Genomic DNA, 26,502 nt, shown 5'->3' with positions numbered 1-26,502 from the left:
GTCAGCCCAGCACCTCGCGCACCCGATACCACAGCATCCCCAATGCCAGCAGCGGCGAGCGCAACGCCTTGCCGCCTGGGAAGGTGAGGTGGGGCACGGCGCTGAAGACATCCAGCCCCTGGCTGTGCCCCACCGCGATCCCTTCAGCCAGCAGCCTGGCCGTCCAGTGCGTCACGTTCAGGCCATGCCCGGAGTAGCCCTGGGCGTAGTAGACATTCGGGTACTGGCTCAGCCGCCCGACCTGTGGGAAGCGGTTGGCGGTGATGCCGATCATCCCGCCCCACTGGTAATCGATGCGTACCTCGGCCAGTTGCGGGAAGACCTTGAGCACCTTGGGCCGCATGTAAGCGGCGATGTCCTTCGGGTCGCGCCCTGAATAATGGCAGGCCCCGCCGAACAGCAGCCGACGGTCTGCGGTGAGGCGGTAGTAATCCAGGCCGACCTTCTGGTCGCACATCGCCATGTTCTGCGGTATCAGCGCCTTGGCCACGGCCTCGGGCAGTGGCTCGGTGGCCACCACGTAGCTGCCGGCAGGCAGCACTTTACCGCTCAGGCGTGGCTCCAGCTCGTCGAGGTGGGCATTGCAACCGAGCACCAGGCTGTGTGCCCTGACCTTGCCCCGAGCGGTGTGCAGGGTGACCGTGGCGCCGTGCTCGATGCGCAGCACCGGGCTCTGCTCGAAAATGCGTACCCCCAGGCTGTGCGCCGCGCGCGCTTCACCCTGGACCAGGTCGAGCGGGTGCAGATGGCCCGACCCCATGTCCACCAGCCCGCCGGCGTACTGGTCGCTGGCAACGATTTCGTGCAGCCGCTCACGCTCGACCAGGCGCGTTTCATGGCTATAGCCAAGTTCCGCCAGGTCGCGTTGCTCGTCCTTGAACGCCGCGAACTGGGCAGGTGTATTGGCCAGCTCGCAGAAGCCCCAGCGCAGGTCGCAGGCAATGCCGTACTGCTCGATGCGCCTGGCCACCAGGGCCACCGAGTCGATGCCAGCCTGTTTCAGGTAGCGCACGCCATCCTGGCCGACGTAGCGGGCAAAACCGCTGACGTCATGGCCGATGCCGCGGATCAACTGGCCACCGTTGCGCCCGCTGGCGCCCCAGCCGACGCGCCGTCCTTCGAGCAGGATCACCGACAGGCCACGCTCGGCCAGCTCCAGCGCGGTATTGACCCCGGTCAGCCCACCGCCGACCACGCACACATCCGCGGTCAGTTCGCCGTCCAGGCTAGGGTAGGGCGCGGTATCGCGCGCGGTGGCGGCGTAGTAAGACGCAGTGTGTTGGGTATCGAATGGCATGGCGCGCTCTCGGCTCAGCGGTTGGACTTGATCTTGCTCCAGGAACGGGTCATGACACGCATGATCTTCGGGCTCGGCGTGCTGGAAATGTACAGTTTGTCCAGCACCTCCTGGGGCGGGTAGATCTCGGGGTTGTTGACCAGCGATTCATCCATGTAGGCCTTGGCGTCGGGGTTGGCATTGGCATAGCCGACCGTGGTGCTGACCTTGGCGATCACCTGCGGTTCGAGCAGGTAGTTGATGAAGGCCAGCGCCTGCTCGGGGTTGCTGGCGTCCTTGGGAATGGCCAGCAGGTCGAACCACAGGTTGCTGCCTTCCTTGGGGATGCTGTAGGCGATCTTCACGCCGTTTTTCGCCTCGACTGCGCGGTGGGCGGCCTGGAACACATCGCCGGAATAGCCGAACGCGATACAGATGTCGCCGTTGGCCAGGTCCGAGACATATTTGGACGAGTGGAAGTAGGTGATGTAAGGGCGCAGTGCGAGCAGGTGCGCTTCGGCCTTGGCGTAGTCAGCCGGCTTTTCGCTGCGCGGGTCCATGCCCAGGTAATTGAGCATGGCTGGGAACAGTTCGTCGGGCGAGTCCATGAAGGCCACGCCGCACTGTTTGAGTTTCTTGAGGTTCTCGGGCTCGAACAGCACCGCCCAGGAATCGATACGCTCGATGCCCAGTGCAGCTTTGACCTTTTCGACGTTGTAGCCGATGCCGTTGGTGCCCCACAGGTAGGGCACCGCGTACTGGTTGCCGGGGTCGTTCTGTTCGAGTTGCTTGAGCAGTTTGGGGTCCAGGTGCTTCCAGTTCGGCAGCTTGCTACGGTCCAGTGGCAAGAAGGCGCCGGCCTGCGCTTGGCGGGCGAGGAAGTGGTTGGACGGCACGACCACATCGTAGCCGGTGCGCCCGGCAAGCAGTTTGCCCTCCAGGGTTTCGTTGGAGTCGAATACGTCATAGACCACCTTGATCCCGGTCTTGGCCTGGAAGTCGGCCAGGGTGGTATCACCAATGTAGTCGGTCCAGTTGTAAACGCTGACCGTGGGCTCAGCCTGGGCGGCTGCACCGAACAGCAGGGTGAATGCTGCGGGAATCAGGGCTTGCAGATGACGCATGTCGACACCTCGTTGGTCTTGTTCTTTGCGTTGGGTGGTAGGGGCTGCACAGCAGCCCCGAAGATCAGACGCTGAGCAGCAGGAATTCACGCTCCCACGAACTGATCACACGTTTGAAGTTTTCATGCTCGGCACGTTTGACCGCCACGTAGCCCTGGACGAACTGCTTGCCCAGGTAGCGCTGTACGGTCTGGCAGTCCTCCATGTGCTGCAGCGCGTCCTCGATGGTGATCGGCAGGCGCAGGTTGCGCCGCTCGTAGGCGCGGCCCTGTACTGGCGCACTGGGCTCGACCTTTTCGACCATGCCCAGGTAGCCGCACAGCAGGCTCGCGGCGATCGCCAGGTAGGGGTTGGCGTCGGCGCCCGGCAGGCGGTTTTCCACGCGCATGGCGTCCGGGCTGGAGGTCGGCACGCGCAGGCCAGCGGTGCGGTTTTCCTCGCCCCATTCGACGTTGACCGGCGCCGAGGTGTCCGGCAGGAAGCGGCGGAACGAGTTGACGTTCGGCGCAAACATCGGCAGCAGCTTGGGGATGTACTTCTGCAGGCCGCCGATATGGTGCAGGAACAGCTCGCTCATGCTGCCATCGTCATTGGCGAACACGGGTTTGCCGCTGGCGATATCGACCACGCTCTGGTGCAGGTGCATGGCACTGCCCGGTTCGTCGGTGATCGGCTTGGCCATGAAGGTGGCCGTGACGTTGTGCTTGAGCGCTGCCTCGCGCATGGTGCGTTTGAACACGGTGATCTGGTCGGCCAGGTCCAGCGCATCGCCATGGCGGAAATTGATCTCCATCTGCGCCGGGCCGTCTTCGTGGATCAACGTGTCCAGGTCCAGGCCTTGCAGCTCGCACCAGTCATAGACGTCTTCGAACAGTGGGTCGAATTCATTGGCGGCGTCGATGGAGAACGACTGGCGCCCGCTTTCGGCGCGGCCGGAGCGGCCCAGTGGCACTTGCAGTGGCAAGTCCGGGTCTTCGCAACGCTTGGTCAGGTAGAACTCCATTTCCGGAGCGACGATCGGCCGCCAGCCCTTGTCGGCATAGAGCTCGAGTACTTTCTTCAGCACGTTGCGCGGCGACAGTTCGATCGGGTTGCCCTGTTTGTCGAAGGTGTCGTGGATCACGATGGCGGTCGGTTCGATGGCCCAGGGAATCTGGTACACCGCAGTCGGGTCAGGGCGGCAGACCATGTCGATGTCAGCGGCATCGAGCAGGCTGTAGTAGATGTCATCGTCTACGTAGTCGCCGGTGACGGTCTGCAGCAGCACGCTTTCGGGCAGGCGCATGCCACGCTCATGGAGGAACTTGGCGGTCGGCGCGATCTTGCCGCGGGCGATGCCGGTCAGGTCGCTGATCACGCATTCGACTTCGGTGATCCGGTGTTCTTTCAGCCAGGTGGAAAGCTGATCGAAGGGGGCGTTCATACAGACCTCTTGGTTGGGTTTTTGTGGCACTGGTGTGCAGGAGCCTTCCCACATGCCGTGCTGAGGGCTATCTTGGGCGCAGCCCCCATGGGCAATCTATCCACTTTCTTCGGCAATGAATGCACCAAAAGAGTGCAATTAGGACGCAGCGTGACAACGCCCAATGCCTTGCAGGTCCAGGCTTTCCACACCACCGATGTCACTGAGCAGGTGCGCGCCACCCCCGGTTGGCAGCAGCAGTACCGGCAGATGTCGCCCGGCAACTTCAGCGGCCAGCTGCGTTGCCTGGGCCTGGATGGCGTGCAGGTGTACGAAGAGCGCCTGAACACGCGGGTCGAGCAGTTTTTCCGTGCCCCCAGCGGCGCGTTGGCGTTCTGCTTCGACCGCAGCGAAAACAGCCTGTACCTGCTCAACGAACAGAGCCGGAATATCTGGATCACACCGGAGAACTACCAGGAAGTCGCGGTGGTGTTCGACCAGGCCTTCCTGGCCAGCCACGGCCTCGACCCGCAGCGCCTTGACGGCTTGTTCATGGTGCCGCTGGGCAGCGGCCAGAATGCGCTGTTCGGCAGTTGGCTCAGCGCTACCCTGACCCGGCTAGGGGAAGCGGATTGCCCGCTGGCGGGGCAAGCGTTGGCCGAGCAGTTGCTCGAAGACTGCCTGTTCATCCTGGATAACGCCTGCCAGCGGCTGCAGGGCGGGGCGCTGGGGCGGCGGGGAGAGGAGCGGGCGATCATGCAGCGGGTCAGCGAGTGGGCTGCCGACTGCCCGGAAGAAACCCTCAACCTGGTGGAGTTGGCGGACGTTGCCGGCGTTTCCCTGCGCCAGTTGCAGCAGGCATTCAAGGCCTTTACCGGTATGCCGCCGGCCCATTGGCTGCGGCTTCGCCGGCTCAACGGGGCTCGGCGTGACCTGTTGCGCGGGGGCGGGGTGACGGTGGCCGAGGTGGCCATGCGCTGGTCGTTCTGGCATTTGGGGCGCTTTTCCGAAAGCTACCGGCAGTTGTTCCGGGAGTTGCCCAGCGAGACGCTCAAGCGGGGGCGGCCGGTTCGCGGTTAAACCCAGCATTGCTTCGCCAAAGTTGCTATCGTGCCCGCCAGTTTCCACCCGAGGTCCCGATGTTCTACCTGCCTTTGCCCAGCGATCAGGCCGAGCGCCTCGCCAGCGCGCCCCCTGTCACCGACTTTTTCCCTGACGCCAGCGTGCTGCAGGCGGCCGCCGTGCTGTTCGTGCAGAACCTGCCGCGCCAGCCTGCCAGCCTTTCAGCGGACGCACAGGAACGCCGCTTCGCTGAAATCGTGCGCATCGCCAATGAGGTCGAAGCGGCAGCACCGGGCCGTTTTCAGGGGCAGGTAGCGCAGCATTTCGACCGCGAAGCGTTTGCCATGGGCCTTGGCATGCTGGGTGAGAACGGCGTCGCGCTGGTATCACCCGAGGTCGACTACGCTGCAGACGATTTTCAGGACGACGAAGGCCAGTGGAACTTCCAGTTCGCTGACAGCTACCGGCAACGGGTCACGCCGTTGCACCCGGTGTACCTGCCGTCGCTGGCCAGCGACCTCATGCTCAGCGATCAGCAGAACCGCCTGCTGCGCGAGTTTTTGTCCGGGGTGGACGAGTCGGTGGCGGTGCAGGGCTTTGCCGGGACTGGCAAAACCTTCCTGATTCACCAGTTCGCGCGCCTGCTCGACCCGCAACGCACGTTGCTGCTGGCGCTCACCGAAGGCCAGCTCAGGGCATTGCGGGCACGGGTCAAGGACGCTGAGGCGTACACGGCGATGACCTTTGGCCAACTGGCCGACGAGATTCTCAACCGCGACCTCACCAGCAACGGTTGGCGCCTGCGGGACCCTTACCGGACCAAGTTGTCCTGGCGCCCGCAGGAGGCGCAGGTGGTGAAATGGCTGGCCATCCCTGATATCGGCCCCTTGGCCGCCCGGGACGTGGTCGCCCTTTGCATCAAGGCCGTGCGCAGCTTTTGCCGTAGCGGCGATAGCCAGATGCAGCTGCATCACCTGCCCTGGGCGGGCCCGGGAACCTCGCCGTTGGATCAGGAAGTGCTGCTGGAAAAGGCCAGGCTGTACTGGCAGGAACTGATTCGCCCATCGTCGCGCGAGATCCAGTTGCCGGTTCGTGATTATCATCGGGTCAAACTGTTGTCGCTGACGGCCGAACAGATCGACAGCCGCTATACCCATGTGATCGTCGATGAAGCCCACGAGTTGTCTGCACCCATGGTCGCCGTGCTGGATCGCAGCCCGCAGTCGGTCATTGCCCTGGGCGATGAACTGCAGAACCTCAATGGCCTGAGCCCGCACCATGGCGGCTTCATCCGCCAGCGTTACATCGACCATTCATTGCGCGCAGGGCCTGCCATGGACAGCGTGCTCAACCCGTTGATCCAGGCCCACCCGGCGGCCATCCAGGCAGCCTTCAGCGGCAGTGCCGAGCATTACACGCGGGTCAGTTTCTTCGACACGGTGACGGTACCGGCGCAGCCCACGGCGTTGATCGTCGATGACGAGTGGGGGTTGTTCGGTTGGTTCCAGCGCCTTACCCACCAGGGCGTGCCGTTCGTGCTGCTGCAAAGCGCACGCAAGGATTTCGAGCTGTTCGTCGAGGATTGCATCGAGTTGTACCGCTACGGCACGCGGCCGCGTCACCCGATGCTGTTTCGTTACCCGAGCTGGCAGGCCCTCGAGCAAGACAAGGGTGAGGACAAGGCGTTCGTTGCCGTGGCCAACATGCTGCGCAAGGGTTACACCCCGGAGCACTTCGCCAAGGCCAAGAGCCGCTACCGCTGGGACAAGGCGCCCAAGCTGTTCCTTGGCCGCGTGCGCGATGTGAAGAACATGGAGTTCGCCCGGGTGATGGTCTCGCCGGAGCTGATGGTTGCGCCGGTAACGGCCGGTAATCGCAACGAGCGGGCCCGCATGCTGGCGGGGCTGTACACCGCGTGTTCGCGGGCGCGGCATGAGCTGATCGTGCCGGGGGGGATGCTGGACTGGGTCAAGGACCAGGTCCGCGATTGAGTGGCCGGGGCCGCTGCGCAGCCCAATCGCCGGCAAGCCGGCTCCCACCTGGATTGCGCCGAGTTTTAGAAATGGGTAAGACCGTTGCTTCCACAGGTAAAGCGCAGGCCTGAAGAACTACGCGGTCTCCAGTGGGAGCCGGCTTGCCGGCGATTGGGCTGCAAAGCAGCCCCGGTTCAGCACATCAGTTGCGGTCCAGCCACACGGTTTGGGCGTTGGTGAACTCGCGCACGCCGAAATGCGACAGTTCACGGCCGAAACCACTCTTCTTCACCCCACCGAAAGCCACGCGGGGGTCAGAAGCGCAGTAACCATTGATGAATACCCCACCGGTGTCCAGCGCTGCCGTCATGCGCTCGGCCAGGGCATAGTCTGCGGTGTAGATGGTCGATGCCAGGCCGAATTCGCTGTCGTTGGCCAGCTCCACTGCATGTTCGGCATCGCGGGCAGTGATGATCGCGGCCACCGGGCCGAACAGCTCCTGCTTGAACGCGGTCATGGCCGGGGTGACGTTGGCGAACACGGTCGGAGCATAGAAGTTGCCCACCCCTTCGACCTTGTTGCCGCCCAACAGCAGGGTGGCGCCTTCGGCGAGGGTCGCCTGGACCTGTTCATCGAGCTCGTCGCGCAGGTCGTAGCGTGCCATCGGGCCGATGTAGGTGTCATCTTCCAGCGGGTTACCGACCTTCAACTGGCGCGTTGCCTCGACGAACTTGCGGGTGAATGCCTCGACGATGCGCTCTTCCACGATCAGGCGCTTGGCTGCGGCGCACACCTGGCCGGTGTTCTGGTAACGGCCGACCACGGCGGCTTTCACCGCAGCGTCCAGGTCAGCGTCGGCCAGCACAATGAACGGGTCCGAGCCACCGAGCTCGAGCACGCACTTCTTCAGCGCAGCACCGGCCTGGGCGCCGATGGCCATGCCGGCACGCACGCTGCCGGTCAACGTCACGGCAGCGATGCGCGGGTCGTTGATGGCGCGGGTGACACCGGCCGGGGTCACGTTGAGCACCTCGAACACGCCTTCGGGCAAGCCTGCATCTTTGAACAGCTCGCCCAGCAGGTAGGCACTGCCCATGACGTTCGGCGCATGCTTGAGCACGTAGGTGTTGCCGGCCAGGATCGCCGGTACGGCGCCACGCAGCACCTGCCAGATCGGGAAGTTCCACGGCATCACCGCCAGGATCGGGCCCAGCGGGCGGTATTCGATACGCGCTTTTTCCACCTGGGTCGGCTCGGCCGCAAGCATCGCCGGGCCGTGCTCGGCATACCACCGGCACAGGCCGACGCACTTGCTCACTTCACCCCGGGACTGGCTGATCGGCTTGCCGATTTCGCGGCTGATCATCTGTGCGAAGGTTTCGGCTTTGGCCTCGAGGGTGTCGGCCAGGGCGAGCAGGTACTCGCTGCGCTGACCCAGCGACACCTGGCGCCACTGGCGGTAACCAGCCTTGGCACGTTGCAGCGCCGCTTCCAGTGCGGCGTCGGTGTCGAAAGGGTAGGTGCCGATCTGCTCGCCGCTGTGCGGGTCGATGGAGATGGCGTGGGTCAGGCTGCTGATCTCGCTCATGGTTGGACACTCATTGTTGTTCATGGGTGAAGCCAGACTAGTGGGCTAGGGCTTTAATGAAAACTGAATAATAATGAGCGAAACATTCACGTTTGGAGAATGACTGTGGACTTGGTGCAACTGGAGATCTTCAAGGCCGTGGCCGAGCAGGGCAGCATCAGCGCCGCCGCCCAGCACATTCATCGGGTGCCGTCCAACCTGACCACGCGTATCAAGCAGCTGGAGGAAGACCTGGGTGTCGAGCTGTTCATCCGGGAAAAAAGCCGGCTGCGCCTGTCGCCGGCTGGCTGGAACTTCCTCGAGTACACCCGGCGCATCCTCGACCTGGTGCATGAGGCTCGGTTGACGGTGGCGGGCGAAGACCCGCAAGGCACCTTCGCCCTGGGCTCGCTGGAGAGCACCGCAGCGGTGCGCATACCGGCATTGCTGGCCGCCTATAACCAGCGCTACCCGAAAGTCGATCTGGACCTCTCCACCGGGCCGTCGGGGACCATGCTTGAAGGCGTGCTGTCCGGGCGCCTGGTGGCCGCATTCGTCGATGGCCCGTTGCTGCACCCCACGCTTGAAGGCATGCCGGTATTCGAGGAAGAGATGGTGATCATCTCGCCCCTCAACCACGCGCCGGTAACCCGAGCGCAGGATGTCAACGGTGCGAGTATCTATGCCTTCCGTGCCAACTGCTCGTACCGCCATCATTTCGAGAACTGGTTCGTCCAGGACCAGGCGGTACCGGGCAAGATCCACGAGATGGAGTCCTACCACGGCATGCTCGCCTGCGTCAGCGCCGGTGCCGGCCTGGCCATGTTGCCGCGCAGCATGCTCGACAACATGCCGGGTTGCAGCACGGTCTGCGCCTGGCCAATGTCGGAGGATTTCCGCTACCTCAAGACCTGGCTGGTGTGGCGCCGGGGTACCGTCTCGCGCAGCTTGAGCATGTTCGTCAAGCTGCTCGAGGAGCGGCACGCTGGCTAAGACGGCGCTGCATATTAGCCATTAGTGGCAATTTACTTCCAACTTCCTGATTACTTGGACGATAATCAGAAAAGTATTACCTCGTGTGACCGGTTGGATGCATCGGTCACCGTAAAAACGAGGGGCGAAAAGCCCCCGCTTGCCCGTGTTGACCATCAGGAGATGTCATCGATGAAAACCCGTTTCGCCACTATGCTGGCGGCCGCCGCATTGGCTTTTTCCGGGGCCAATCTGGCCCAGGCCGCGCAGGTGTCCGGCGCCGTGGGCGCCACCAGCCAGGGCGACATGACCTACCGTATCGGCCTGGCCTTCGACTGGGACAAGAAATGGCTGCAAAGCAGCACCGGCTTCGTGTCCGGTTACTGGGACGCGGCCTACACCTACTGGGAAGGTGGTGAGGCCAGTGGTGCCCACTCGCTGTCGTTCAGCCCGGTGTTCACCTACGAATTCAGTGGCTTCACCTACACCCCGTATCTGGAGGCAGGTATCGGCCTGGCTGCATTCTCCAAGACTGATGTCGGTGATCAACGTCTGGGTTCCTCGGTCAACTTCGAGGACCGCATCGGCTTCGGCCTGAAGCTGCCGGGCGAGCAGAAAGTCGGCATCCGTGCCATTCACTACTCCAACGCCGGTATCAAACAGCCTAACGACGGCATCGAATCCTACTCGCTGTTCTACAGCACGGCGTTCTGAGACTGCGGGCCGCGCCAGCGGCCCCGGCCATTTCAGAAGGTGTACGATACCCCGGCTTGCACCGTACGCGGTGCACCTGGGTACACGTAAGTGTTGAACGCCCCCTCGTCGTAGCCTTTGTTGAACACGTTGTTCACATCCAGGTTCAGCCGCACATGCTCGTTGACCTTGTAGAAGCTGTGCAGGTCCACCACGCTGTAGCTCGCCATGGTGTAGGTCGTGGCGGCGGTCTGCCCGGCACGCTCATCGATGTACTTCACCCCGACCCCCAGCCCCAGGCCCTTGGCCAGGCCGTCCTGAAACTCGTAGGTGTTCAGCAGGCTGAAGCTGTTGCGCGGGATGTTCGCCAGGCGCGTACCGCTGGGTACGGTGTTGTCCTGGGTCACCTCGGCGTCGACGTAGGCATAGCCACCGATCACACGCCACTCAGGAGTGAGGTTGCCGGCAATGTTGATGTCCAGCCCGCGGCTGCGCACCTCACCGGCGGCGATGCTGTAGGTGCCGGACGGGTCGTTGGGATCGCGGGTCAGCACGTTTTCCTTGACGATGTGGTAGACGGCCGCGTCGATGCTTAGCGGGCGATCCGGCGCTTCCCACTTCATACCCAGCTCATACGACTTGCCTTTCTCAGGGTCGAAACCACTGCCTTGCAGGCTGGCGCCACTGTTGGGCTTGAACGAGCGCGCGGTGTTGGCGTAAACGGCAAGCGTGTCGGTGAGGTCATACAGCAGGCCGAAACGGGGGGTGACGCCGTTTTCACCCTTGCTGAAGTCGCCAGCGTTGTTCAGCTTGTTGTCGTAGTCATGCTCGTAGCGCTCGAAACGCACCCCGGCAAGGGCTTTCAAGCGCTCGGTCAGGGCGACCTGGTCCTGAATGAAAGCCGCCCAAGTCTTGAGGTTTTCCTTGTCGTGGGTAGTCGTGCGGGTCAGGGCAGGGCGGGGCTGGCCCAGCACCGGGTCGAAGATGTCGATCGGATAGGCGCCGGCACCGGCGGCCGAGCGTTGAATGATCGAACTGTAGTCGTAATCTTCGTATTCGATACCGGTCAGCAGGGTGTGGGCAAAACCACCCGTGTCGAAGTGGCCGGTCAGGTTGAGCTGGTAGTCACGGTCGGTCCATTCGAGCTTGCGGTAGTTGAAGTTGCGCCCCAGGGTGCGGCCATCGGCCTGCAACGCATTGGCCTCCACGGCGTTGCCCTTGAGTGAGCCATCCAGCCACTGCATGCCGCCGCCCAAGGTCCAGTCATCGCTGAGCGCGTGCTCGAAGCGCAACTGCGCCATGTTGTTGTCGTTGTGCAGCAGGTTGTCGCTGCCTTTTTCCCAGATATTGGTGTCACGCGAGGCGCTGCCGCGCTGGCCGGGCAGGCGGGTGAGGCCGCGGTCGAGCGGGTGATTGTTGCGCATGAAGTCGCCCTCGAAGACGATCTTCGTGGCGTCATTGACTTGCCAGCTGAGCACGGGCGCAATGTCGTAGCGTTCACTTTCGACATCATCGCGGAAGCTGTCACCCCCTTCGCCCAGCACGTTCAGGCGGTAGGCGAGCGAGCCATCTTCGTTGAGCGGCCCAGTGGCATCGAGCGTTGCCCGGTGCATGCCCTGATCGTCGAGCTGGCTGCCCAAAGTCACTTTGGGGTCGGCCAGTGGCTGCTTGCTGACCACGTTGAAGGTCCCACCTGGATCGCCGCGGCCATACAGGCTGGTGGCCGGGCCGCGGATCACTTCCAGCCGCTCGACACTGTTGGCATCGGGGGCATTCGGGTAGCCACGGTTGATCGGGAAGCCATTGCGGTAGAACTCGCCCGTGGTGAAACCGCGTACCGTGAACGTGGTCAGGCCCTGGCCGCCAAAGTTGTTAGCGCGACCCACGCCGCCGGCGTAGTCCAGGCCGTCCTGCAGCCGCGTGGCGCCGGTGTCTTCGAGTACCCCCTTGGGCACGACGCTGATCGACTGCGGTATTTCGTGCAGCACGGTGTCTGTACGCGTGGCGCTGGCCGAACGATTGGCTTTGTAGCCGTCTACCGGCCCATCGGCGCGTTCACTGTCGGCGATACCGCTGATGTTCAGGGCCTGAAGTTCGATCTGGGCGGGGTCACCGAGTGATTCGGGCTCGGCGAACGCCAACGGGGAGACAGCATGTAGTACACAAAGCGAAACGAACGTTCGACGCATCGACGGTACGATCCTGAAGTAGGGCGCGAGGAAGAGGAATGAAACGGCGCAAAGATACTACGAATCATTATCAAATGCATTGTTTTTAAGTGGAGCGGGAGTGCCAGTTGCGTGCCGCTCGTGCATTCGATTTCCGCTGTCAGGTCGAGCGCAGCGCAGCCCGCGCTCGACCTGACCACCGCAAAAATTTCAGCCGATGCGTCAACGCACGCCTTTGACCGCCAGCACATTGCACAGCGGATGCTCCAGCACATGCGCCGTGGTCCCGCCCAGGAACGCCTGCAGGGCGTCATGCCGGTGGTTGCCCATCACGATCACATCGACCCGGCTGTGGCTGACGAACTGGGCAATCGCCCGAATCGCCGCGCCTTCCAGAAAGTGCCGGCGTTCCAGCGGGATCTGGTGATGGTCGCCAAGGCGGTTGAACGCTGCCCGTTGCGCGGTGCGCACGTTGCCCTCGAAGCCAGGCATGGTCACCGTGCCGGCGCCGAAGTCGGCGAGGTGGGTTCTGGCCGCATCGCACACATGCAGCAGGTGCATCTCGGCGTTGCACTGCAGCGCCAGGGCGTGGGCACAGTGGATCACCTGCTCGTCCAGGTGTTCGCCGGCACCGTGGCTGTTGAGGTCGACGGCGACGGCGATTTGCCGGGGCAGCGGCAGGCGAATGTCGCTGACCAGGTGCACGGCCACCGGGCTGTCCTTGAGCAGTTGCCAGTCCAGCGGTGTGACCAGCAGGCGCTTGAGCACCGGTTCGTGCTGTACATCCTTGATCAGCAGGTCACAGCCCAACTGCTCGATGCGCTCGATCACGCTGCCCAAAGGGTCGCGGGTGAGCAGCAGCTCGGTGGACACATCCAAGCCGGCATCGCGCAATTGCTCGGTGGCGTCGGCCAGCCATTGGCGGTTGTCGGCAAGCAGTCGCTCGCGTTCACGGCCGTCGCTCATCAGGCCAAAGGTGTCGACATCGTCGACGAAGACATTGATATCCAGCAGGGCATCACTGGATTCAGCCAATGCCGCCGCGCGCTGCAGCGCGGGCGTATAACGCATCTGCGGGCCGAGCATCACTAACAAACGCTTGAACTGGCTCATCGCACACCTCCACGTGTGGGCAGCCCCCCGGTTCATGCCTGTCGATCTGGTCTGTTCAGTCTAGGCGGGAGCGGGCTTGCCCGCGAATGCCCAGGCGTCTACCGGCACAGTGTTTGTCGGGTATGATGCCACCCCATCATTTTCACGAGGCCCGTGCCATGTCCCTGAGTGCTGAACAGACCGGCGAATTCCGCGCCTTCGCCGAGCAGTTGGCCGATGCCGCTGCCGCCGCGATCCAGCCGTATTTCCGTGCCAGCCTGGACGTCGAGGACAAGGGTGGGCGCCTGTACGACCCGGTGACGGTGGCCGACAAGGCGGCCGAAGATGCCATGCGTGCGCTGATCCAGGCGCGTTACCCGGAACACGGCATTCTTGGCGAAGAGCAGGGTGTGGCAATCGGCAGCAGCCCCTTGACCTGGGTGCTCGACCCCATCGATGGCACCCGCGCCTTCATCACCGGCCTGCCACTGTGGGGCACGCTGATCGCCCTGAACGATGGCAGCCGCCCGGTGCTGGGGGTGATGAACCAACCGTTCACCGGTGAGCGTTTCGTCGGCACCGCTGATGGCGCGTGGCGTAGCGGCACGCCATTGAAGACCCGCACCTGCACAGACCTTGCCGCGGCAACCTTGATGTGCACAACGCCAGACATGTTCGACACGCCAGCACGCAAGGCTGCGTTCCAGGCCGTGGCTGACCAGGCGCGGCTGATGCGCTACGGCGGCGATTGCTATGCCTACTGCATGCTGGCCTCGGGGTTTGTCGATGTGATCGTCGAAGCGAGCCTGCAACCGTATGACGTGCAGGCGCTGATGCCGATCATCGAAGGGGCGGGCGGGGTGATCACCGCTTGGGATGGCAGTTCGGCGCAGCACGGCGGCTGTGTGGTGGCCTGTGGTGACCCGGTACTGCACGCCCACGTGGTGCAGATGCTGCGCCACGCCATGTGAGCCTTGCTGGCAAGGGTTCATGGCCAGCCGCCAGGCAGGCGTGAGCAAACGGGCGAGCAGGCGCACTGACGTTCGGTCACCGCACCATCGCACTTTTTCCGCTTTACGGGCTCTATGCTTGGCCAGGCTGCGCCGATCCCCGGCGCGGCCGCCGATTTCGACCCGGTGCCGATGGTTGCAAGCAAACCCGTATTCTTCCCACGCCTGCTGCTGGCAGGCGCGCTGGCCTGCCTGGGCGCCTGCACCCAGCAGCAAGGCCAGGACATCGTCAGCCAGTTCGGCAATGGCAAACCCAGCGAGCTGTTCCAGACCAGTGTCGACCGCATGGCGACGCTGGCCATGCGCGACAACCTGCAAAGCCTGTTCCTGCTGATGAACAAGCTGTACCTGCGCAACCCCAGCCAGTGGAAAATGTCCGGTTACCTCGATGCCACCACTGCAGAACGGCAGATCCGCATCGCCATCGAACAGCGGCAACCCTTGGCGCAGTTAGGCAACCGTCGTGACCTCGCTGCCTTGAGCTACGCCCTTAGCCCGGAGTTTCGCGGCGATCGTGTCGGGGCGTTCATCTACGCCATCGGCAGCATGCTGATTACCGCGCACGGCGGGCGAACCGAGTTCTACATGACGGACACCATCGACCCTTTGTTCGTCAACAACGCCGCCCGCAACATCGAAAAGGCTACCTGGATGCTCAGCCAGCGCCAGGATGCCAATGGGGTATTGCTGTTGTTTTCCAACGAGATCTCGGAGGAGGGCAGCAACCTGAGTTTCGCGGTGGAGTTTGGCAAGATCGTGGCGCGCCTGGATTTGCTGGCGCAACTGTTGGATGAGCGCTACCGGCGGATCGGGCTCAACTACGCGCAAAGCCTGTTGCTGATGAACTTCCTGCCGGTGCAGTGAACGCCGTCACAGCAACGCCTGAATCGCATTCCGATAGCGCTGGCCGGCGCGGCTCATGCTGTTGTTGTGGCTGGCCCCCGGTACCAGCAACAAGGTCTTGGGCTGCTGCGCTGCCTCGAACAACTGCTGGCTGAAACGCGGCGGCACGAAACGGTCGTCCAGGCCGTGCACCAGCAGCAGCGGCAGGCCAACGTCCTTGATCTTGTCCAGCGAATCGAATTTCTGCGACAGCAGCCAACGCACCGGCAGGGTGGTATCGGCCACGGCAGCGGCGACATCGCCCAATGACGTGAAGGTCGACTCCAGGATCAGCCCCCGTGCGGGCACTGCACCGCCTTCTTTCTGCGCCTGGCGCGTCAGGTCGGCAGCCAGCTCCACCGCTACCGCGCCGCCCAGCGAATGGCCAAAGATCAGGCGTTTGCCCGCATCCGGCTGCAGCTGGGCAAAACGCTCCCAGGCAATGCGTGCGTCTTCATAGACGGTCGCCTCGGACGGCAGGCCGCCGCGGCTTTGGCCGAAACCTCGGTAATCCACGGCCAGCACCGAATACCCCATGGCATGCAGCTGTTCGATGCGAAACAGCTGGCCGGTGAGGTTCCAGCGTACGCCGTGCAGGTAGAGGATGGCCGGCGCATCGGCGCGGCGGGCCGGCCACCACCAGGCGTGCAGGCTCTGGTTGGCGGCGAAGCTGCGCGGGCGCAGGTCCAGTTCCTGTACGCCATTGGGCAGGCCACGGAACCAGCTGGCCTGGCCTGGCTCGATGCGAAACACCAGTTCACGTTCCTTGTGCTGCAGAACGGCGCAGCCGGCTGGCAGGCCGACAACCAGGAAGGTGGCGCACAGCCAGGTGAGCCAGCGACGGCGCAGGTGGGTGAATAAGGTAGTGGGCATGCGGTTTTGTAACAGATACCCAGGTTCGGATGTCGGAAAAGTTACCGGGTGGACGTGCAGGTTGGTTGCAAACTATTTCGTGCGATAACCGCCCAAACGCTGCTTTCGCCTATCCGATAGCCGCCCACCCAATCCGAACATCGCATTGCCCAGCTCCGCTCATTTGCTTAGTGTGTCACCAAGCCACCGGCGGTCAGCTGCCCCCTGAAATCCGACCCCGGCCCGGTAGAATGACCGTTGACCGCAACCACAGGCCCCGGGCCAGTAGGACGCGGCGCCCAGAACAATAACGATACCGAGTGCCTTGCCTATGGAAAGCCGCCTGCTGAGCGAGCGCAGTAGCGTGTTCCATCACGCCGACCCCTATGCGGTGTCCGATTACGTCAACCGCCACGTCGGCCAGCACTGCATCGGCCTGTCGCGCAGCACCCACCCGCAGGCCAGCCTCAGCCACCGCAAGTTCGCCGAACTCGACCTGTGCCGTATCAGCTACGGGGGCAGCGTGCGGGTCACGTCACCGGCCCTGGAAACCATTTATCACCTGCAGGTGCTGCTCCATGGCAACTGCCTGTGGCGCGGGCCACAGCGCGAACATCACCTGGTGCCAGGCGAACTGCTGCTGATCAACCCCGACGACCCGGTGGACCTTACCTATTCCGAAGACTGCGAGAAGTTCATCCTCAAGGTACCAACGCACATGCTCGACTCGATCTGCGAGGAGCAGCGCTGGCAGCGGCCTGAGGGCGGGGTGCGTTTTTTGCGCAACCACTACCGGCTCGAAGAGCTGGACGGTTTCGTCAACCTGCTGGCCATGGTCTGCCATGAGGCCGAGGTGAGTGATGCGCTGCCGCGGGTGCAGGGCCACTACAGCCAGATCGTCGCCAGCAAGCTGTTGACGCTGATGAGCACCAACATCCGCCGGGAAAGCCTGGGCACGCCGGGGGCCAGCCTGGAGCGGATCCTCGACTACATCGAGCGCAACCTCAAACTGGAGCTGGCAGCCGAGATCCTGGCCGAACAGGCCTGCATGAGCGTGCGCTCACTTTATGCGTTGTTCGATCGCCACCTGGGCACCACGCCCAAACAGTACGTACGGCAACGCAAGCTGGAGCGGGTGCATGCGTGCCTGAGCGATAGCAGTTGCGCGGTGCGCAGTGTGACGGAACTGGCGATGGATTACGGCTTCCTGCACCTGGGGCGGTTTGCCGACACCTACCGTGAGCGTTTTGGGCAGCTGCCTTCGCAGACCTTCAAGCAACGGCGCTGAGTTGACGGGGGCAATCGCTGGCAAGCCAGTCACTTCGAATAAAGCCCTGCCAACCTGGCGGGCAGGGCTTGACCTTGGGGGCCGGTGAGAACCATCACAACGGATAGTGCTTCAACTCCCTGGCAATCAACATCCGCTGGATTTCGCTCGACCCTTCATAGATCTGCGTGATGCGCGCGTCACGGTAATAGCGCTCGACCGGGTAGTCTTCCAGGTAGCCATAGCCGCCATGCACCTGGATCGCCATCGAACACACCCGCTCTGCCATCTCCGATGCGAACAGCTTGGCCTGCGACGCCTCCGACAGGCAGGGTTTGCCCGCGCTGCGCAGGCGTGCGGCATGCAGGATCAGCAAGCGTGCGGCATTGACCTGCACCTGCATGTCGGCCAGCAGGTTGGCGATGCTCTGGTGCTCGTTGATCGGCTTGCCGAACTGCACCCGGTCGCGGGAATAGGCCAGCGCCGCCTCGAACGCGGCGCGGGCGATACCCAAGGCCTGGGCCGCGATGCCGATACGCCCGCCTTCAAGGTTGGACAAGGCAATGGCCAGGCCCTTGCCACGCTCACCCAACAGGTTGGCGGCGGGGATGCGGCAATGGTCGAAGGTGACGGCGCAGGTGTCGGAGGCGCGGATACCCATCTTGTGCTCGCTGCGGTCGACCTTGAACCCCGGGTTGTCGGTGGGCACCAGGAATGCCGAAAGGCCTTTCTTGCCAAGCGCTGGATCAGTCACGGCGAAGACGATGGCCAGGCCCGCGCGGCGGGCGTTGCTGACGAACTGCTTGGCGCCATTGATCACCCATTGGCCGTCGATCAATTCGGCGCGGGTGCGCAGGTTGTGCGCTTCAGAGCCGGCCTGCGGCTCGGTCAGGCAGAAGCAGCCGATCACTTCACCGCTGGCCAGGCGCGGCAGCCAGGCTTGCTGCTGCTCGGGGGTGCCGTAGGCCAGCAGCGGGCCGCAGCCCACCGAATTGTGGATGCTCATCATCGCCCCGGTGGCGCCGCAGCCTGCGGAAATTTCCTCCACGGCCAGAGCATAGGCGACGTAGTCGGTGTAGCTGCCCCCGAAGTCTTCCGGCACCACCATGCCCAGGAGCCCCAGTTCACCCATCTTGCGCACCACGCCGTCATCGATCCAGCCGGCCTTTTCCCAGGCCTGGGCATGCGGGGCGATTTCGCCGCGGGCGAAGTCCCGGGCCATGTCGCGGATCATGATCTGCTCTTCGCTCAGTTCTACGTCTTGCATCTGAGTACTCCCCGGCTCACAGGCCTTCGAAGAATTGGTCGACGCGCTGGCGTTGCAGCCCCGCCAGGGTCGGCGGGTTCCAGCGTGGTTGTTTGTCCTTGTCGATGATCAGGGCGCGCACGCCTTCGATGATGTCGCCGTGGCGGAACCATTGGCGGTCCAGGTGCAGCTCCATGGCGAAGCAGGCTTCCAGCGGCAGGTGACGGCCGCGGCGCAGCATCTCCAGGGTAACCGCCATGGCCAGTGGCGAGCGGCTTTCCAGCTGGTCGGCAGTGGCCAGTGCCCATTGGTGGCTGTCGCCGATGCTGACTGCCCGCAATTGCTCGATGATCGCTGCCACATCAGGCTGAGCGAAGTAGTGGTCGATGACCGGGCGCAGGCTTTCCAGTGGTGCGTCGTCCAGCACCTGCTTGCCCAGCCTGGCCAGCAGCCCCTGCAGGGCCTTGAGCGGATGGGCGCCGAGGTCCAGGCGGTCGAGGCCATCATCGAGTTCAGCGAGTTTTTCGCTTGGCAGGTACCAGTCGGCCAGCCCGCAATACAGCGCGTCGGCCGCCTGGATCTGCGCGCCACTGACGCCCAGATAGGTGCCCAGCTCGCCCGGGATGCGTGAGAGGAAGTAGCTGCCGCCAACGTCCGGGAAATAGCCGATGCCGACCTCGGGCATGCCCAGCCGGCTGCGCTCGGTGACGATACGCAGGTCGCAGCCCTGTGCCAGGCCCATGCCGCCACCGAGGGTGAAGCCGTCCATCAGCACCAGTACCGGTTTGCGGTAGCGGTGTATCACCAGGTCCAGGGCGTATTCCTCGACGAAGAAGTCTTCGTGCAGCGTGTCGCCGGCCTTGTAGCTGTCATGCAGCGAGCGGATGTCGCCGCCGGCGCAAAAGCCTTTGGGGCCTTCGCCGCGCAGCACCACGGCTTGCACGTGCGGGTCATCGGCCCAGCGGTCCAAGTGCTGGCGCAGGCTGCGCACCATGTCGAGGGTCAGGGCATTGAGGCCACTGGGGCGGTTGAGGGTGAGGTGGCCAATCTGGTTGCGGACCTCGGCCAGAACATGGGCCGTTGCCGAGGTATGAGCGTGCGCGGTCATCGCGTTCTCCCTGCTTTGTTATTGATTTTCCAAGTGAAGTCTGGAGTGCGCTGGAGGATCGATGGATCCTGTCATGCAAAATTGCCCTGCACAATGGATATATCTGCAGGTGAGGCGTGCGTTTTTGCCAGGGCTCCGGCGTTGAGTCTTTCAGGCTAGTGCACCGCAGGCAAGCCAAGTGCAATCATTACCCTGAGCGTAACGATAACGCCACCAGCTTGATTGATCGCTCAACCGCCCAGTCCTACTGTGCCTCTACGACAGCGAACCGTGGAGTCACCCATGACCATAACGAAGAATCCACCGCCGCAGTGGTCCAGGCGGCGCGCCGAGAAGCAGCGCCGCCTGGAGCGGGTCCGTCACCTGGCCGACGGTGTGGTGCTGCCGACCGAGCGAATCGTCGAGGCACTGGAGCTGTTGATCGCCCCAGGGGACCGGGTGGTCCTCGAAGGCAACAACCAGAAGCAAGCCGACTTCCTCTCCCGTTCGCTGGCCAAGGCCAACCCCGAGCAACTGCACGACCTGCACATGATCATGCCCAGCGTCAGCCGTGCCGAGCACCTGGACCTGTTCGAACGGGGCATCGCACGCAAGCTCGACTTTTCGTTCGCAGGGCCCCAGAGCCTGCGCATCGGCCAACTGCTCGAAGACGGCCTGCTCGAAGTCGGCGCCATTCATACCTACATCGAGTTGTACTCGCGCCTGCTGGTCGACCTGATCCCCAATGTCACGCTGGTCGCCGGGTTCATGGCCGACCGAGACGGCAACCTGTACACCGGCCCCAGTACCGAGGACACCCCGGCCCTGGTTGAGCCGGCAGCCTTCAGCGATGGCCTGGTGATCGCCCAGGTCAACCAGCTGGTCGAGCGCGTCGACGACCTGCCACGCGTGGACATTCCGGCCTCCTGGGTAGACTTCGTGGTGGTCGCCGACCAGCCGTTCTACATCGAGCCACTGTTCACCCGCGACCCGCGGCACATAAAACCGGTGCACGTGCTGATGGCGATGATGGCCATCCGTGGCATCTACGAAAAGCACAAGGTGCAGTCGCTCAACCACGGCATTGGTTTCAACACGGCCGCCATCGAGCTGATCTTGCCGACCTACGGCGAGTCGCTGGGCCTCAAAGGCAAGATCTGCCGCAACTGGACGCTCAACCCGCACCCCACGCTGATCCCAGCCATCGAGACCGGCTGGGTCGAAAGCGTGCATTGCTTTGGCACTGAACTGGGGATGGAGGACTACATCGCGCAACGCCCGGACGTGTTTTTCACCGGCCGCGATGGCTCGCTGCGCTCCAACCGCATGATGTGCCAGCTGGCGGGGCAGTACGCGGTCGACCTGTTCATCGGCGCCACCTTGCAGGTCGATGGTGATGGCCATTCCTCGACCGTCACCCGGGGCCGCCTGGCCGGCTTCGGCGGCGCGCCGAACATGGGCCACGACCCCCGCGGCCGGCGCCACGCCACTGCGGCCTGGCTCGACATGACGGTGCCCGACACCTTGCTCGAACGCGGCCGCAAACTGGTGGTGCAGATGGTCGAAACCTACCAGGAAGGCGGCAAACCGACCTTCGTCGAAACCCTCGACGCCGTGGACGTGGCGAAGAAGGCCGGCATGCCGCTGGCACCGGTGATGATCTACGGCGATGACGTCACCCACCTGCTGACCGAAGAGGGTATCGCCTACCTGTACAAGGCGCGCAGCCTGCAAGAGCGCCAGCAGATGATTGCCGCCGTGGCCGGGGTCACCGCCATTGGCTTGCGCCACGACCCCAAGGACACCTTACGTCTGCGCCAGCAAGGCCTGGTCGCCTTGCCCGAAGACCTCGGCATCCGCCGCACCGATGCCAGCCGCGAACTGCTCGCGGCACGCAGCATCGCCGACCTGGTGGAGTGGTCCGGTGGCCTGTACAACCCACCTGCACGGTTCAGGAGCTGGTGATGCAACTATTCGATCTGCAACCGTATGCTCCGTTTCACCGGGCCGCGCGCCCGCTTGAACACTGCCCGATCCCTTTGGCAGCCGGCTTGCCAGCGATCACGCCGGCCGCTGATAGCGCAATTCCCCTTGCCGACCACCTGGCCGACCTGGCGGTCGAAGCGCTGATCGACGAGGCCGACCTGTCACCCAAGCCTGGCCTGGTGGACCGGCGCAGCAGCGGCGTGCACAGCGACATGACGCTGGCCATGATGCATGCCTCGGCGCTTGCCCTTTGGCCTTGCTTGCGGCAAATGGCCGGCGCCGCCCAGGCCCATGGCGAGGTTGGCCCGGCGCTGCGCATCGAGCTGGGCCGTATCGGCCGTGAAGGGGAGGCCGCGATGCTGGCCACCACCTGCGGCGTCAACACACACCGTGGCGCGATCTGGGCCCTGGGCCTGCTGGTGGCCGCCCAGGCCCTGGATGCCACGGCCGACGCGAGTACCGTCGCAGCCCGTGCCGGGCGCATCGCTCTGATCGAGGACCCAGCCGCCGCCACCCACGACAGCCACGGCACCCAGGTACGCCGCCGTTACGGCGCCGGCGGTGCCCGCGAACAGGCGCAGCAGGGCTTTCCTGCCATCATCGGCCACGGCCTGCCGCAACTGCGCCGCAGCCGCGCCAACGGTGCCAGCGAAAACCACGCACGCCTCGATGCCTTGCTGGCGATCATGGCCGCGCTGAGTGATACCTGCGTGCTCTGGCGCGCCGGCCCGCAGGGCCTGCAAACGCTGCAGCAGGGCGCCCGCCATGTGCTCGCAGCCGGTGGCAGTGCCACCCTCGACGGCCGCCGCCTCTTGCGCCTGCTGGACACCCAACTGCTGCAACTGAACGCCTCACCGGGCGGTGCCGCCGACCTGCTGGCTGCCTGCCTGTTTCTCGACAAAGCCGGGAGCCTGTGACATGGAAACCCTGACCTTTCAATTCCCTGCCGCCGAGCCTGGCCGTGGCCGCACCCTGGTGGGTTGCGTCAGCTCGGGCGACCTGGAAGTCCTGATGGAACCCGGCACCGCCGGCAGCCTGAACATTCAGGTGGTGACCTCGGTCAACGGCAGCGGCGCCCGCTGGGAGCAACTGTTCCAGCGCCTGTTCCAAGGGCGCACATGGCCGGCGGTAAACATCGACATCCATGACTTTGGCGCCACGCCTGGGGTGGTACGCCTGCGCCTTGAGCAAGGTTTCGAGGAGATCGCCCATGACTGACACCGAACGCTTGCTGCAAAGCCGCAGCTTCGTTGAACTGGGGGCGCGCCAGCGTGCCCGCACCTTGCTCGACCCGGGCAGTTTTCGCGAGCTGCTCGGCCCGTTCGAGCGGCTGATGTCGCCGTGGTTGCCGCGCCAGGGCATCGTGCCCCAGGCCGACGATGGCGTGGTCATCGCCAAGGGCTTGCTGGGTGGCCGCAACTCGGTCATCGCCGCCATTGAAGGCGCCTTCCAGGGGGGCAGCATGGGCGAAGTGGGCGGGGCCAAGATTGCCGGTGCCTTGGAGCTGGCCATCGAAGACAACCGCAACGGTATCCCGACTTGCGCCGTGCTGCTGCTGGAAACCGGCGGGGTGCGCCTGCAGGAGGCCAACCTTGGCCTGGCGGCGATTGCCGAGATCCAGGCAGCCATCGTCGAGCTGCGCCGCTATCAGCCGGTGGTGGGCCTGGTCGCAGGCTCGGTGGGCTGTTTTGGCGGCATGTCCATCGCTGCGGGGCTGTGTAGCCACCTGCTGGTGACCCGAGAGGCGCGCCTGGGCCTCAACGGCCCGCAGGTGATCGAGCAGGAAGCCGGCATCGCCGAGTACGACGCCAAGGACCGTCCCTTCATCTGGAGCCTGACCGGTGGCGAGCAGCGCTACGCCAGTGGCCTGGTGGATGCTTATGTGGCCGATGACGTCGACAGCGTTCGCCAGCAACTGCTGCAGTTGCTCGACGCCCCCAGTGCCGACCGCGCAGGTCGTCATGCCTGGTACCTCGAACGGCTCGCAAGCCTGGGCAACGCCTGCCCGCAACTGGATGCCGCTGCCGTACGCGCCCTTTATCAAGGAGATGCCCCATGAACCGTGCCCTGAACTGGCTGCCAGGCTTGGCCGGCGGCGAAGCACTGTCGGGTTATCCCGCTTCGCTGCGGGTCATCGACGGCGAACTGGACAACCGCCCGGCGCGCTTCATCGCCGTGGTGCCGGATGCGCACAACCCGTTCCCCCGGGCGCGCAACGGTGAGGTCGGCCTGCTCGAAGGCTGGGCCCTGGCCAAGGCGGTGAGCGAGGCGATCGAACTGGACCGCGATGGCGAGAAGCGCGCCATCGTCGCGGTCATCGATGTGCCCAGCCAGGCCTACGGCCGCCGCGAGGAAGCCCTGGGCATCCACCAGGCGCTGGCCGCTGCGGTGCAGGCCTATGCTCAGGCACGCCTGGCGGGCCACCCGGTCATCGGCCTGCTGGTGGGCAAGGCCATGTCTGGCGCGTTTCTGGCCCATGGCTACCAGGCCCAGCGGCTGATTGCACTGGATGACAGCGGGGTGATGGTGCATGCCATGGGCAAAGCGGCGGCGGCGCGGATCACCTTGCGCAGCGTCGACGAACTGGAGGCCTTGGCCGCCGAGATTCCGCCGATGGCCTACGACCTGGCCAGCTATGCCTCGCTGGGCCTTTTATGGCGGCGCCTGCGCGTCGATAACGCGGATACCCCGAGCGCAAGCGATCTGGCCCAGGTGCGTGCCTGCCTGGCCGAAGCGCTGCGCGATATCGGCAACAGCACCGACCTGACGTCACGTTTGGCCGGCGAGCACCGCAGCGCTTCGCGCGAAGTGCGTGCACGCTTGCGCAGCCAGTGGCAGGAGGCCTGAGATGAGCGTGCCGCAGCCACATGACCTGCTCTGGGGGATGGCCCCGGCCGCGCTCCCTGACGATGCCCCTGCCTGGGCGACGCAGGTACTGGCAGCCGGGCAACCGGTGGTGGTGCGCCGAGCGTTCTGCGCGGTAGGGTGGGTGGCGGTGGGGTTGCGCGGGGAGGGGCGCGCCCAGCGCCTGGGTGTGCAGATGCGCCTGGCGGACATTCGCCGGCATCTGCGCCCGGAAGCCTTGCGCGGGCAGGGCGCGAGCCCCTGGCCTGCGCTACAGGCGCTGGCCAGCGTGGCCCCGCTGCTCGACGCCAGCGGGCTGGCCTGGGGGCCGACAGGCGGGGTGGGTTACCAACTGGCTACCGGGGTCGAGGTGCTGCACGCGGCCAGCGACCTTGACCTGCTGCTACGCACACCGCGGCCCATGAGCCGGGCCGCGGCGCGTGAGTTGCTCGATAGCCTCGACTGCGGGCCTTGCGGTATCGATGTGCAACTGCAAACCCCCGCAGGTGGCATCGCCCTGCGTGAATGGGCCGGGGCGGCACCGCGTGTGCTGCTCAAGTCGGCGCTTGGCGCACGGCTGGTGGCCGACCCGTGGAACCTGCTGGAGTGCGCAGCGTGAGCAGCCTGTTCGCGTTCCCTGGGCAGGGCGCCCAGCAGGCGGGGATGCTTCACCGCCTTCCCGAAGGCTCGGCAGCGTTGTTGGAGGAGGCCAGTGACACCCTCGGGGAACAGGTGCTGGCCCTGGACAGCCCGCAGGCATTGCAAACCACCCGCGCCGTGCAGTTGTGCCTGCTGTTGGCCGGGGTGGCCTGGGCGCGCACGTTGTTGCAGCGCAGCCCGGCGCCTGAGTATGTGGCAGGGCTGTCGATCGGCGCCTACCCTGCCGCCGTCACGGCGGGCGCCCTGGCGTTTGCCGATGCCGTACGCCTTGTGGCCCTGCGCGGTGAGCTGATGCAACGGGCCTACCCTCAAGGCTACGGCATGACGGCCCTCAGTGGCCTGGACCTGGCCAGTGTCGAGCGCTTGCTGGCGCAGGTGGGCGGCGAGGTGTACCTGGCCAACCTCAACAGCGACAACCAGATCGTCATCGCCGGCAGCGACAAGGCCATGGCCGAGGTCGCCGCCAAGGCGCGCAGCCGCGGCCAGGGCGTGGCCCGGCGCCTGGCGGTCAGCGTGCCGTCTCATTGCCGCTTGCTCGACGGCCCGGCGGCCGAGCTGGCACAGGCATTTGCCGGTGTGCAGATAAACCGCCCACACATCACCTACCTCAGTGGCAGCAGCGCGCGGCCGCTGTTCGATCCGCAACGCCTGCGTGACGACCTGGCCGGCAACATGGCCCGGCTCGTCGATTGGCGTGCTACGTTGCGCAACGCCTATGAGCGCGGCGTGCGCCTGCACCTGGAGCTACCGCCCGGCAGCGTGCTGACCGGCCTGGCCCGCCCGGTGTTCGAGCAGGGGCGTGTACTTGCCCTGGAGCAAACCCGATTCGATACAGTGGACGCCCTGCTGCGTCAGGAGGTCAGCCAGCGCCCATAAATGCCGTGTTTTTCGAAGGACAACAACAAGCAACTTCGACCCAACGCGAGGACAACAACAATGATCATTTACGGTGTGGCCTTTCTGGCCCTGTGTACCCTTGTAGGCCTGTTCATCGGCGAACTCCTGGGCAAGCTCCTGGGTGTCCCAGCCAACGTCGGCGGTGTCGGCATCGCCATGCTGCTGCTGATCTTCATCGGCAGTTACCTCAACAAGCGTGGCCTGATCAAGGCCAAGTCCGAACAGGGCGTGGAATTCTGGAGCGCCATCTACATTCCCATCGTGGTCGCCATGGCCGCCCAGCAGAACGTACTGGGTGCGCTGTCCGGCGGGCCGATGGCGATAACGGCCGGCGTCGTGGCGGTGATCGCAAGCTTCGCCATGGTGCCGCTGCTGGACCGCATCGGGCAAAAGAAGCCTGAGGCGGGCACCGACAAACCCCTGACTGCTGCGCAACGGTAAC

Annotated in this window: 24 protein-coding genes; 15 read left to right on the top strand and 9 right to left on the bottom strand. The window is 64.5% G+C overall.

Annotated elements, in window-relative coordinates; genetic code table 11:
- Window position 1: 1 nt before the first annotated feature.
- From OSW16_RS15055 to OSW16_RS15045, 3 genes are all read right to left on the bottom strand, one after another.
- Window positions 2-1,297, bottom strand: a complete 1,296-nt coding sequence (locus OSW16_RS15055) for an NAD(P)/FAD-dependent oxidoreductase (protein ID WP_267816371.1) — start codon at window positions 1,295-1,297, stop codon at window positions 2-4.
- A gap of 14 nt (window positions 1,298-1,311) precedes the next feature.
- Complete coding sequence (locus OSW16_RS15050; RefSeq protein WP_267816370.1) at window positions 1,312-2,400, bottom strand: polyamine ABC transporter substrate-binding protein; 1,089 nt, start codon at window positions 2,398-2,400, stop codon at window positions 1,312-1,314.
- Window positions 2,401-2,464: 64 nt separating this feature from the next.
- Window positions 2,465-3,823: a glutamine synthetase family protein gene (locus OSW16_RS15045; RefSeq protein WP_267816368.1), complete on the bottom strand. Its 1,359-nt coding sequence runs from the start codon at window positions 3,821-3,823 to the stop codon at window positions 2,465-2,467.
- Between the two features lie 150 nt (window positions 3,824-3,973).
- Here OSW16_RS15045 and OSW16_RS15040 point away from each other — a divergent pair, with 150 nt between their 5' ends.
- Complete coding sequence (locus tag OSW16_RS15040; protein WP_267816367.1) at window positions 3,974-4,882, top strand: helix-turn-helix domain-containing protein; 909 nt, start codon at window positions 3,974-3,976, stop codon at window positions 4,880-4,882.
- A 59-nt stretch (window positions 4,883-4,941) separates the two neighbouring features.
- Entirely contained in the window at window positions 4,942-6,855 is a 1,914-nt protein-coding gene (locus tag OSW16_RS15035; RefSeq protein WP_267816365.1) for an AAA family ATPase, read from the top strand.
- A gap of 184 nt (window positions 6,856-7,039) precedes the next feature.
- Here the strand turns inward: OSW16_RS15035 and OSW16_RS15030 are convergent, their stop codons facing one another.
- The gene (locus tag OSW16_RS15030; RefSeq protein ID WP_267816363.1) at window positions 7,040-8,425 is read right to left on the bottom strand and encodes an aldehyde dehydrogenase family protein; all 1,386 of its coding nucleotides are present in this window, start codon (window positions 8,423-8,425) and stop codon (window positions 7,040-7,042) included.
- Between the two features lie 105 nt (window positions 8,426-8,530).
- On the opposite strand from OSW16_RS15030, the gene ptrR reads away from it, so the two are divergent.
- Together ptrR and OSW16_RS15020 are read left to right on the top strand one after the other, a co-directional pair.
- Window positions 8,531-9,397, top strand: a complete 867-nt coding sequence (gene ptrR, locus OSW16_RS15025) for a putrescine utilization regulator PtrR (RefSeq protein WP_267823986.1) — start codon at window positions 8,531-8,533, stop codon at window positions 9,395-9,397.
- Window positions 9,398-9,568: 171 nt separating this feature from the next.
- Window positions 9,569-10,090: an acyloxyacyl hydrolase gene (locus OSW16_RS15020; protein WP_418941999.1), complete on the top strand. Its 522-nt coding sequence runs from the start codon at window positions 9,569-9,571 to the stop codon at window positions 10,088-10,090.
- A 32-nt stretch (window positions 10,091-10,122) separates the two neighbouring features.
- Here the strand turns inward: OSW16_RS15020 and OSW16_RS15015 are convergent, their stop codons facing one another.
- Window positions 10,123-12,258, bottom strand: coding sequence for a TonB-dependent siderophore receptor (locus OSW16_RS15015; protein WP_267816361.1), 2,136 nt, complete (start codon window positions 12,256-12,258; stop codon window positions 10,123-10,125).
- Between the two features lie 201 nt (window positions 12,259-12,459).
- A complete protein-coding gene (locus OSW16_RS15010) occupies window positions 12,460-13,350 on the bottom strand; it encodes a universal stress protein (protein ID WP_267816359.1) in 891 nt (296 codons plus the stop codon).
- 158 nt (window positions 13,351-13,508) lie between these two features.
- Between OSW16_RS15010 and hisN the strand changes: the two genes are divergently transcribed.
- Together hisN and OSW16_RS15000 are read left to right on the top strand one after the other, a co-directional pair.
- Window positions 13,509-14,300, top strand: coding sequence for a histidinol-phosphatase (gene hisN, locus OSW16_RS15005; RefSeq protein WP_267816357.1), 792 nt, complete (start codon window positions 13,509-13,511; stop codon window positions 14,298-14,300).
- A 171-nt stretch (window positions 14,301-14,471) separates the two neighbouring features.
- Complete coding sequence (locus tag OSW16_RS15000) at window positions 14,472-15,203, top strand: hypothetical protein (RefSeq protein WP_267823982.1); 732 nt, start codon at window positions 14,472-14,474, stop codon at window positions 15,201-15,203.
- A 6-nt stretch (window positions 15,204-15,209) separates the two neighbouring features.
- Here the strand turns inward: OSW16_RS15000 and OSW16_RS14995 are convergent, their stop codons facing one another.
- Entirely contained in the window at window positions 15,210-16,094 is an 885-nt protein-coding gene (locus OSW16_RS14995) for an alpha/beta hydrolase (RefSeq protein WP_267816356.1), read from the bottom strand.
- A 310-nt stretch (window positions 16,095-16,404) separates the two neighbouring features.
- On the opposite strand from OSW16_RS14995, the gene OSW16_RS14990 reads away from it, so the two are divergent.
- Window positions 16,405-17,361, top strand: a complete 957-nt coding sequence (locus tag OSW16_RS14990; protein ID WP_267816355.1) for a helix-turn-helix transcriptional regulator — start codon at window positions 16,405-16,407, stop codon at window positions 17,359-17,361.
- Between the two features lie 94 nt (window positions 17,362-17,455).
- On the opposite strand, the gene OSW16_RS14985 is transcribed toward OSW16_RS14990, so the two are convergent.
- Together OSW16_RS14985 and OSW16_RS14980 are read right to left on the bottom strand one after the other, a co-directional pair.
- Window positions 17,456-18,607: an acyl-CoA dehydrogenase family protein gene (locus tag OSW16_RS14985; protein ID WP_267816353.1), complete on the bottom strand. Its 1,152-nt coding sequence runs from the start codon at window positions 18,605-18,607 to the stop codon at window positions 17,456-17,458.
- Between the two features lie 16 nt (window positions 18,608-18,623).
- Window positions 18,624-19,694 carry an enoyl-CoA hydratase/isomerase family protein gene (locus OSW16_RS14980; RefSeq protein ID WP_267816351.1) on the bottom strand — a complete coding sequence of 357 codons (1,071 nt, stop codon included), beginning with the start codon at window positions 19,692-19,694 and terminating at the stop codon, window positions 18,624-18,626.
- Window positions 19,695-19,976: 282 nt separating this feature from the next.
- On the opposite strand from OSW16_RS14980, the gene mdcA reads away from it, so the two are divergent.
- The 8 genes from mdcA to madL are packed head-to-tail and all read left to right on the top strand — an operon-like array spanning window position 19,977 to window position 26,501.
- Window positions 19,977-21,638: a malonate decarboxylase subunit alpha gene (mdcA, locus tag OSW16_RS14975; protein ID WP_267816349.1), complete on the top strand. Its 1,662-nt coding sequence runs from the start codon at window positions 19,977-19,979 to the stop codon at window positions 21,636-21,638.
- Window positions 21,638-22,576: a triphosphoribosyl-dephospho-CoA synthase gene (locus OSW16_RS14970; RefSeq protein WP_267816347.1), complete on the top strand. Its 939-nt coding sequence runs from the start codon at window positions 21,638-21,640 to the stop codon at window positions 22,574-22,576. The genes mdcA and OSW16_RS14970 overlap by 1 nt, the downstream gene beginning before the upstream one ends.
- A 1-nt stretch (window position 22,577) precedes the next feature.
- Window positions 22,578-22,877, top strand: coding sequence for a malonate decarboxylase subunit delta (locus tag OSW16_RS14965; RefSeq protein WP_012314731.1), 300 nt, complete (start codon window positions 22,578-22,580; stop codon window positions 22,875-22,877).
- Window positions 22,870-23,718, top strand: a complete 849-nt coding sequence (locus OSW16_RS14960; protein ID WP_267816341.1) for a biotin-independent malonate decarboxylase subunit beta — start codon at window positions 22,870-22,872, stop codon at window positions 23,716-23,718. The genes OSW16_RS14965 and OSW16_RS14960 overlap by 8 nt, the downstream gene beginning before the upstream one ends.
- Window positions 23,715-24,506 (top strand): biotin-independent malonate decarboxylase subunit gamma, encoded by a 792-nt coding sequence (gene mdcE, locus OSW16_RS14955; RefSeq protein WP_267816339.1) that lies wholly within the window; start codon window positions 23,715-23,717, stop codon window positions 24,504-24,506. Before OSW16_RS14960 ends, mdcE begins: the two co-directional genes overlap by 4 nt.
- A 1-nt stretch (window position 24,507) precedes the next feature.
- Window positions 24,508-25,122 (top strand): malonate decarboxylase holo-ACP synthase, encoded by a 615-nt coding sequence (locus OSW16_RS14950; RefSeq protein WP_267816337.1) that lies wholly within the window; start codon window positions 24,508-24,510, stop codon window positions 25,120-25,122.
- Entirely contained in the window at window positions 25,119-26,039 is a 921-nt protein-coding gene (gene mdcH / locus OSW16_RS14945) for a malonate decarboxylase subunit epsilon (protein ID WP_267816335.1), read from the top strand. The genes OSW16_RS14950 and mdcH overlap by 4 nt, the downstream gene beginning before the upstream one ends.
- Before the next feature lie 60 nt (window positions 26,040-26,099).
- Window positions 26,100-26,501 (top strand): malonate transporter subunit MadL, encoded by a 402-nt coding sequence (gene madL, locus OSW16_RS14940; RefSeq protein WP_267816334.1) that lies wholly within the window; start codon window positions 26,100-26,102, stop codon window positions 26,499-26,501.
- The last annotated feature ends 1 nt before the right edge of the window (window position 26,502 follow it).

The organism is Pseudomonas putida (assembly GCF_026625125.1).
Classification (GTDB): domain Bacteria; phylum Pseudomonadota; class Gammaproteobacteria; order Pseudomonadales; family Pseudomonadaceae; genus Aquipseudomonas; species Aquipseudomonas putida_X.
Note: the sequence above shows the minus strand (reverse complement) of the source record. Positions and strands in the feature narration are given on the sequence as shown.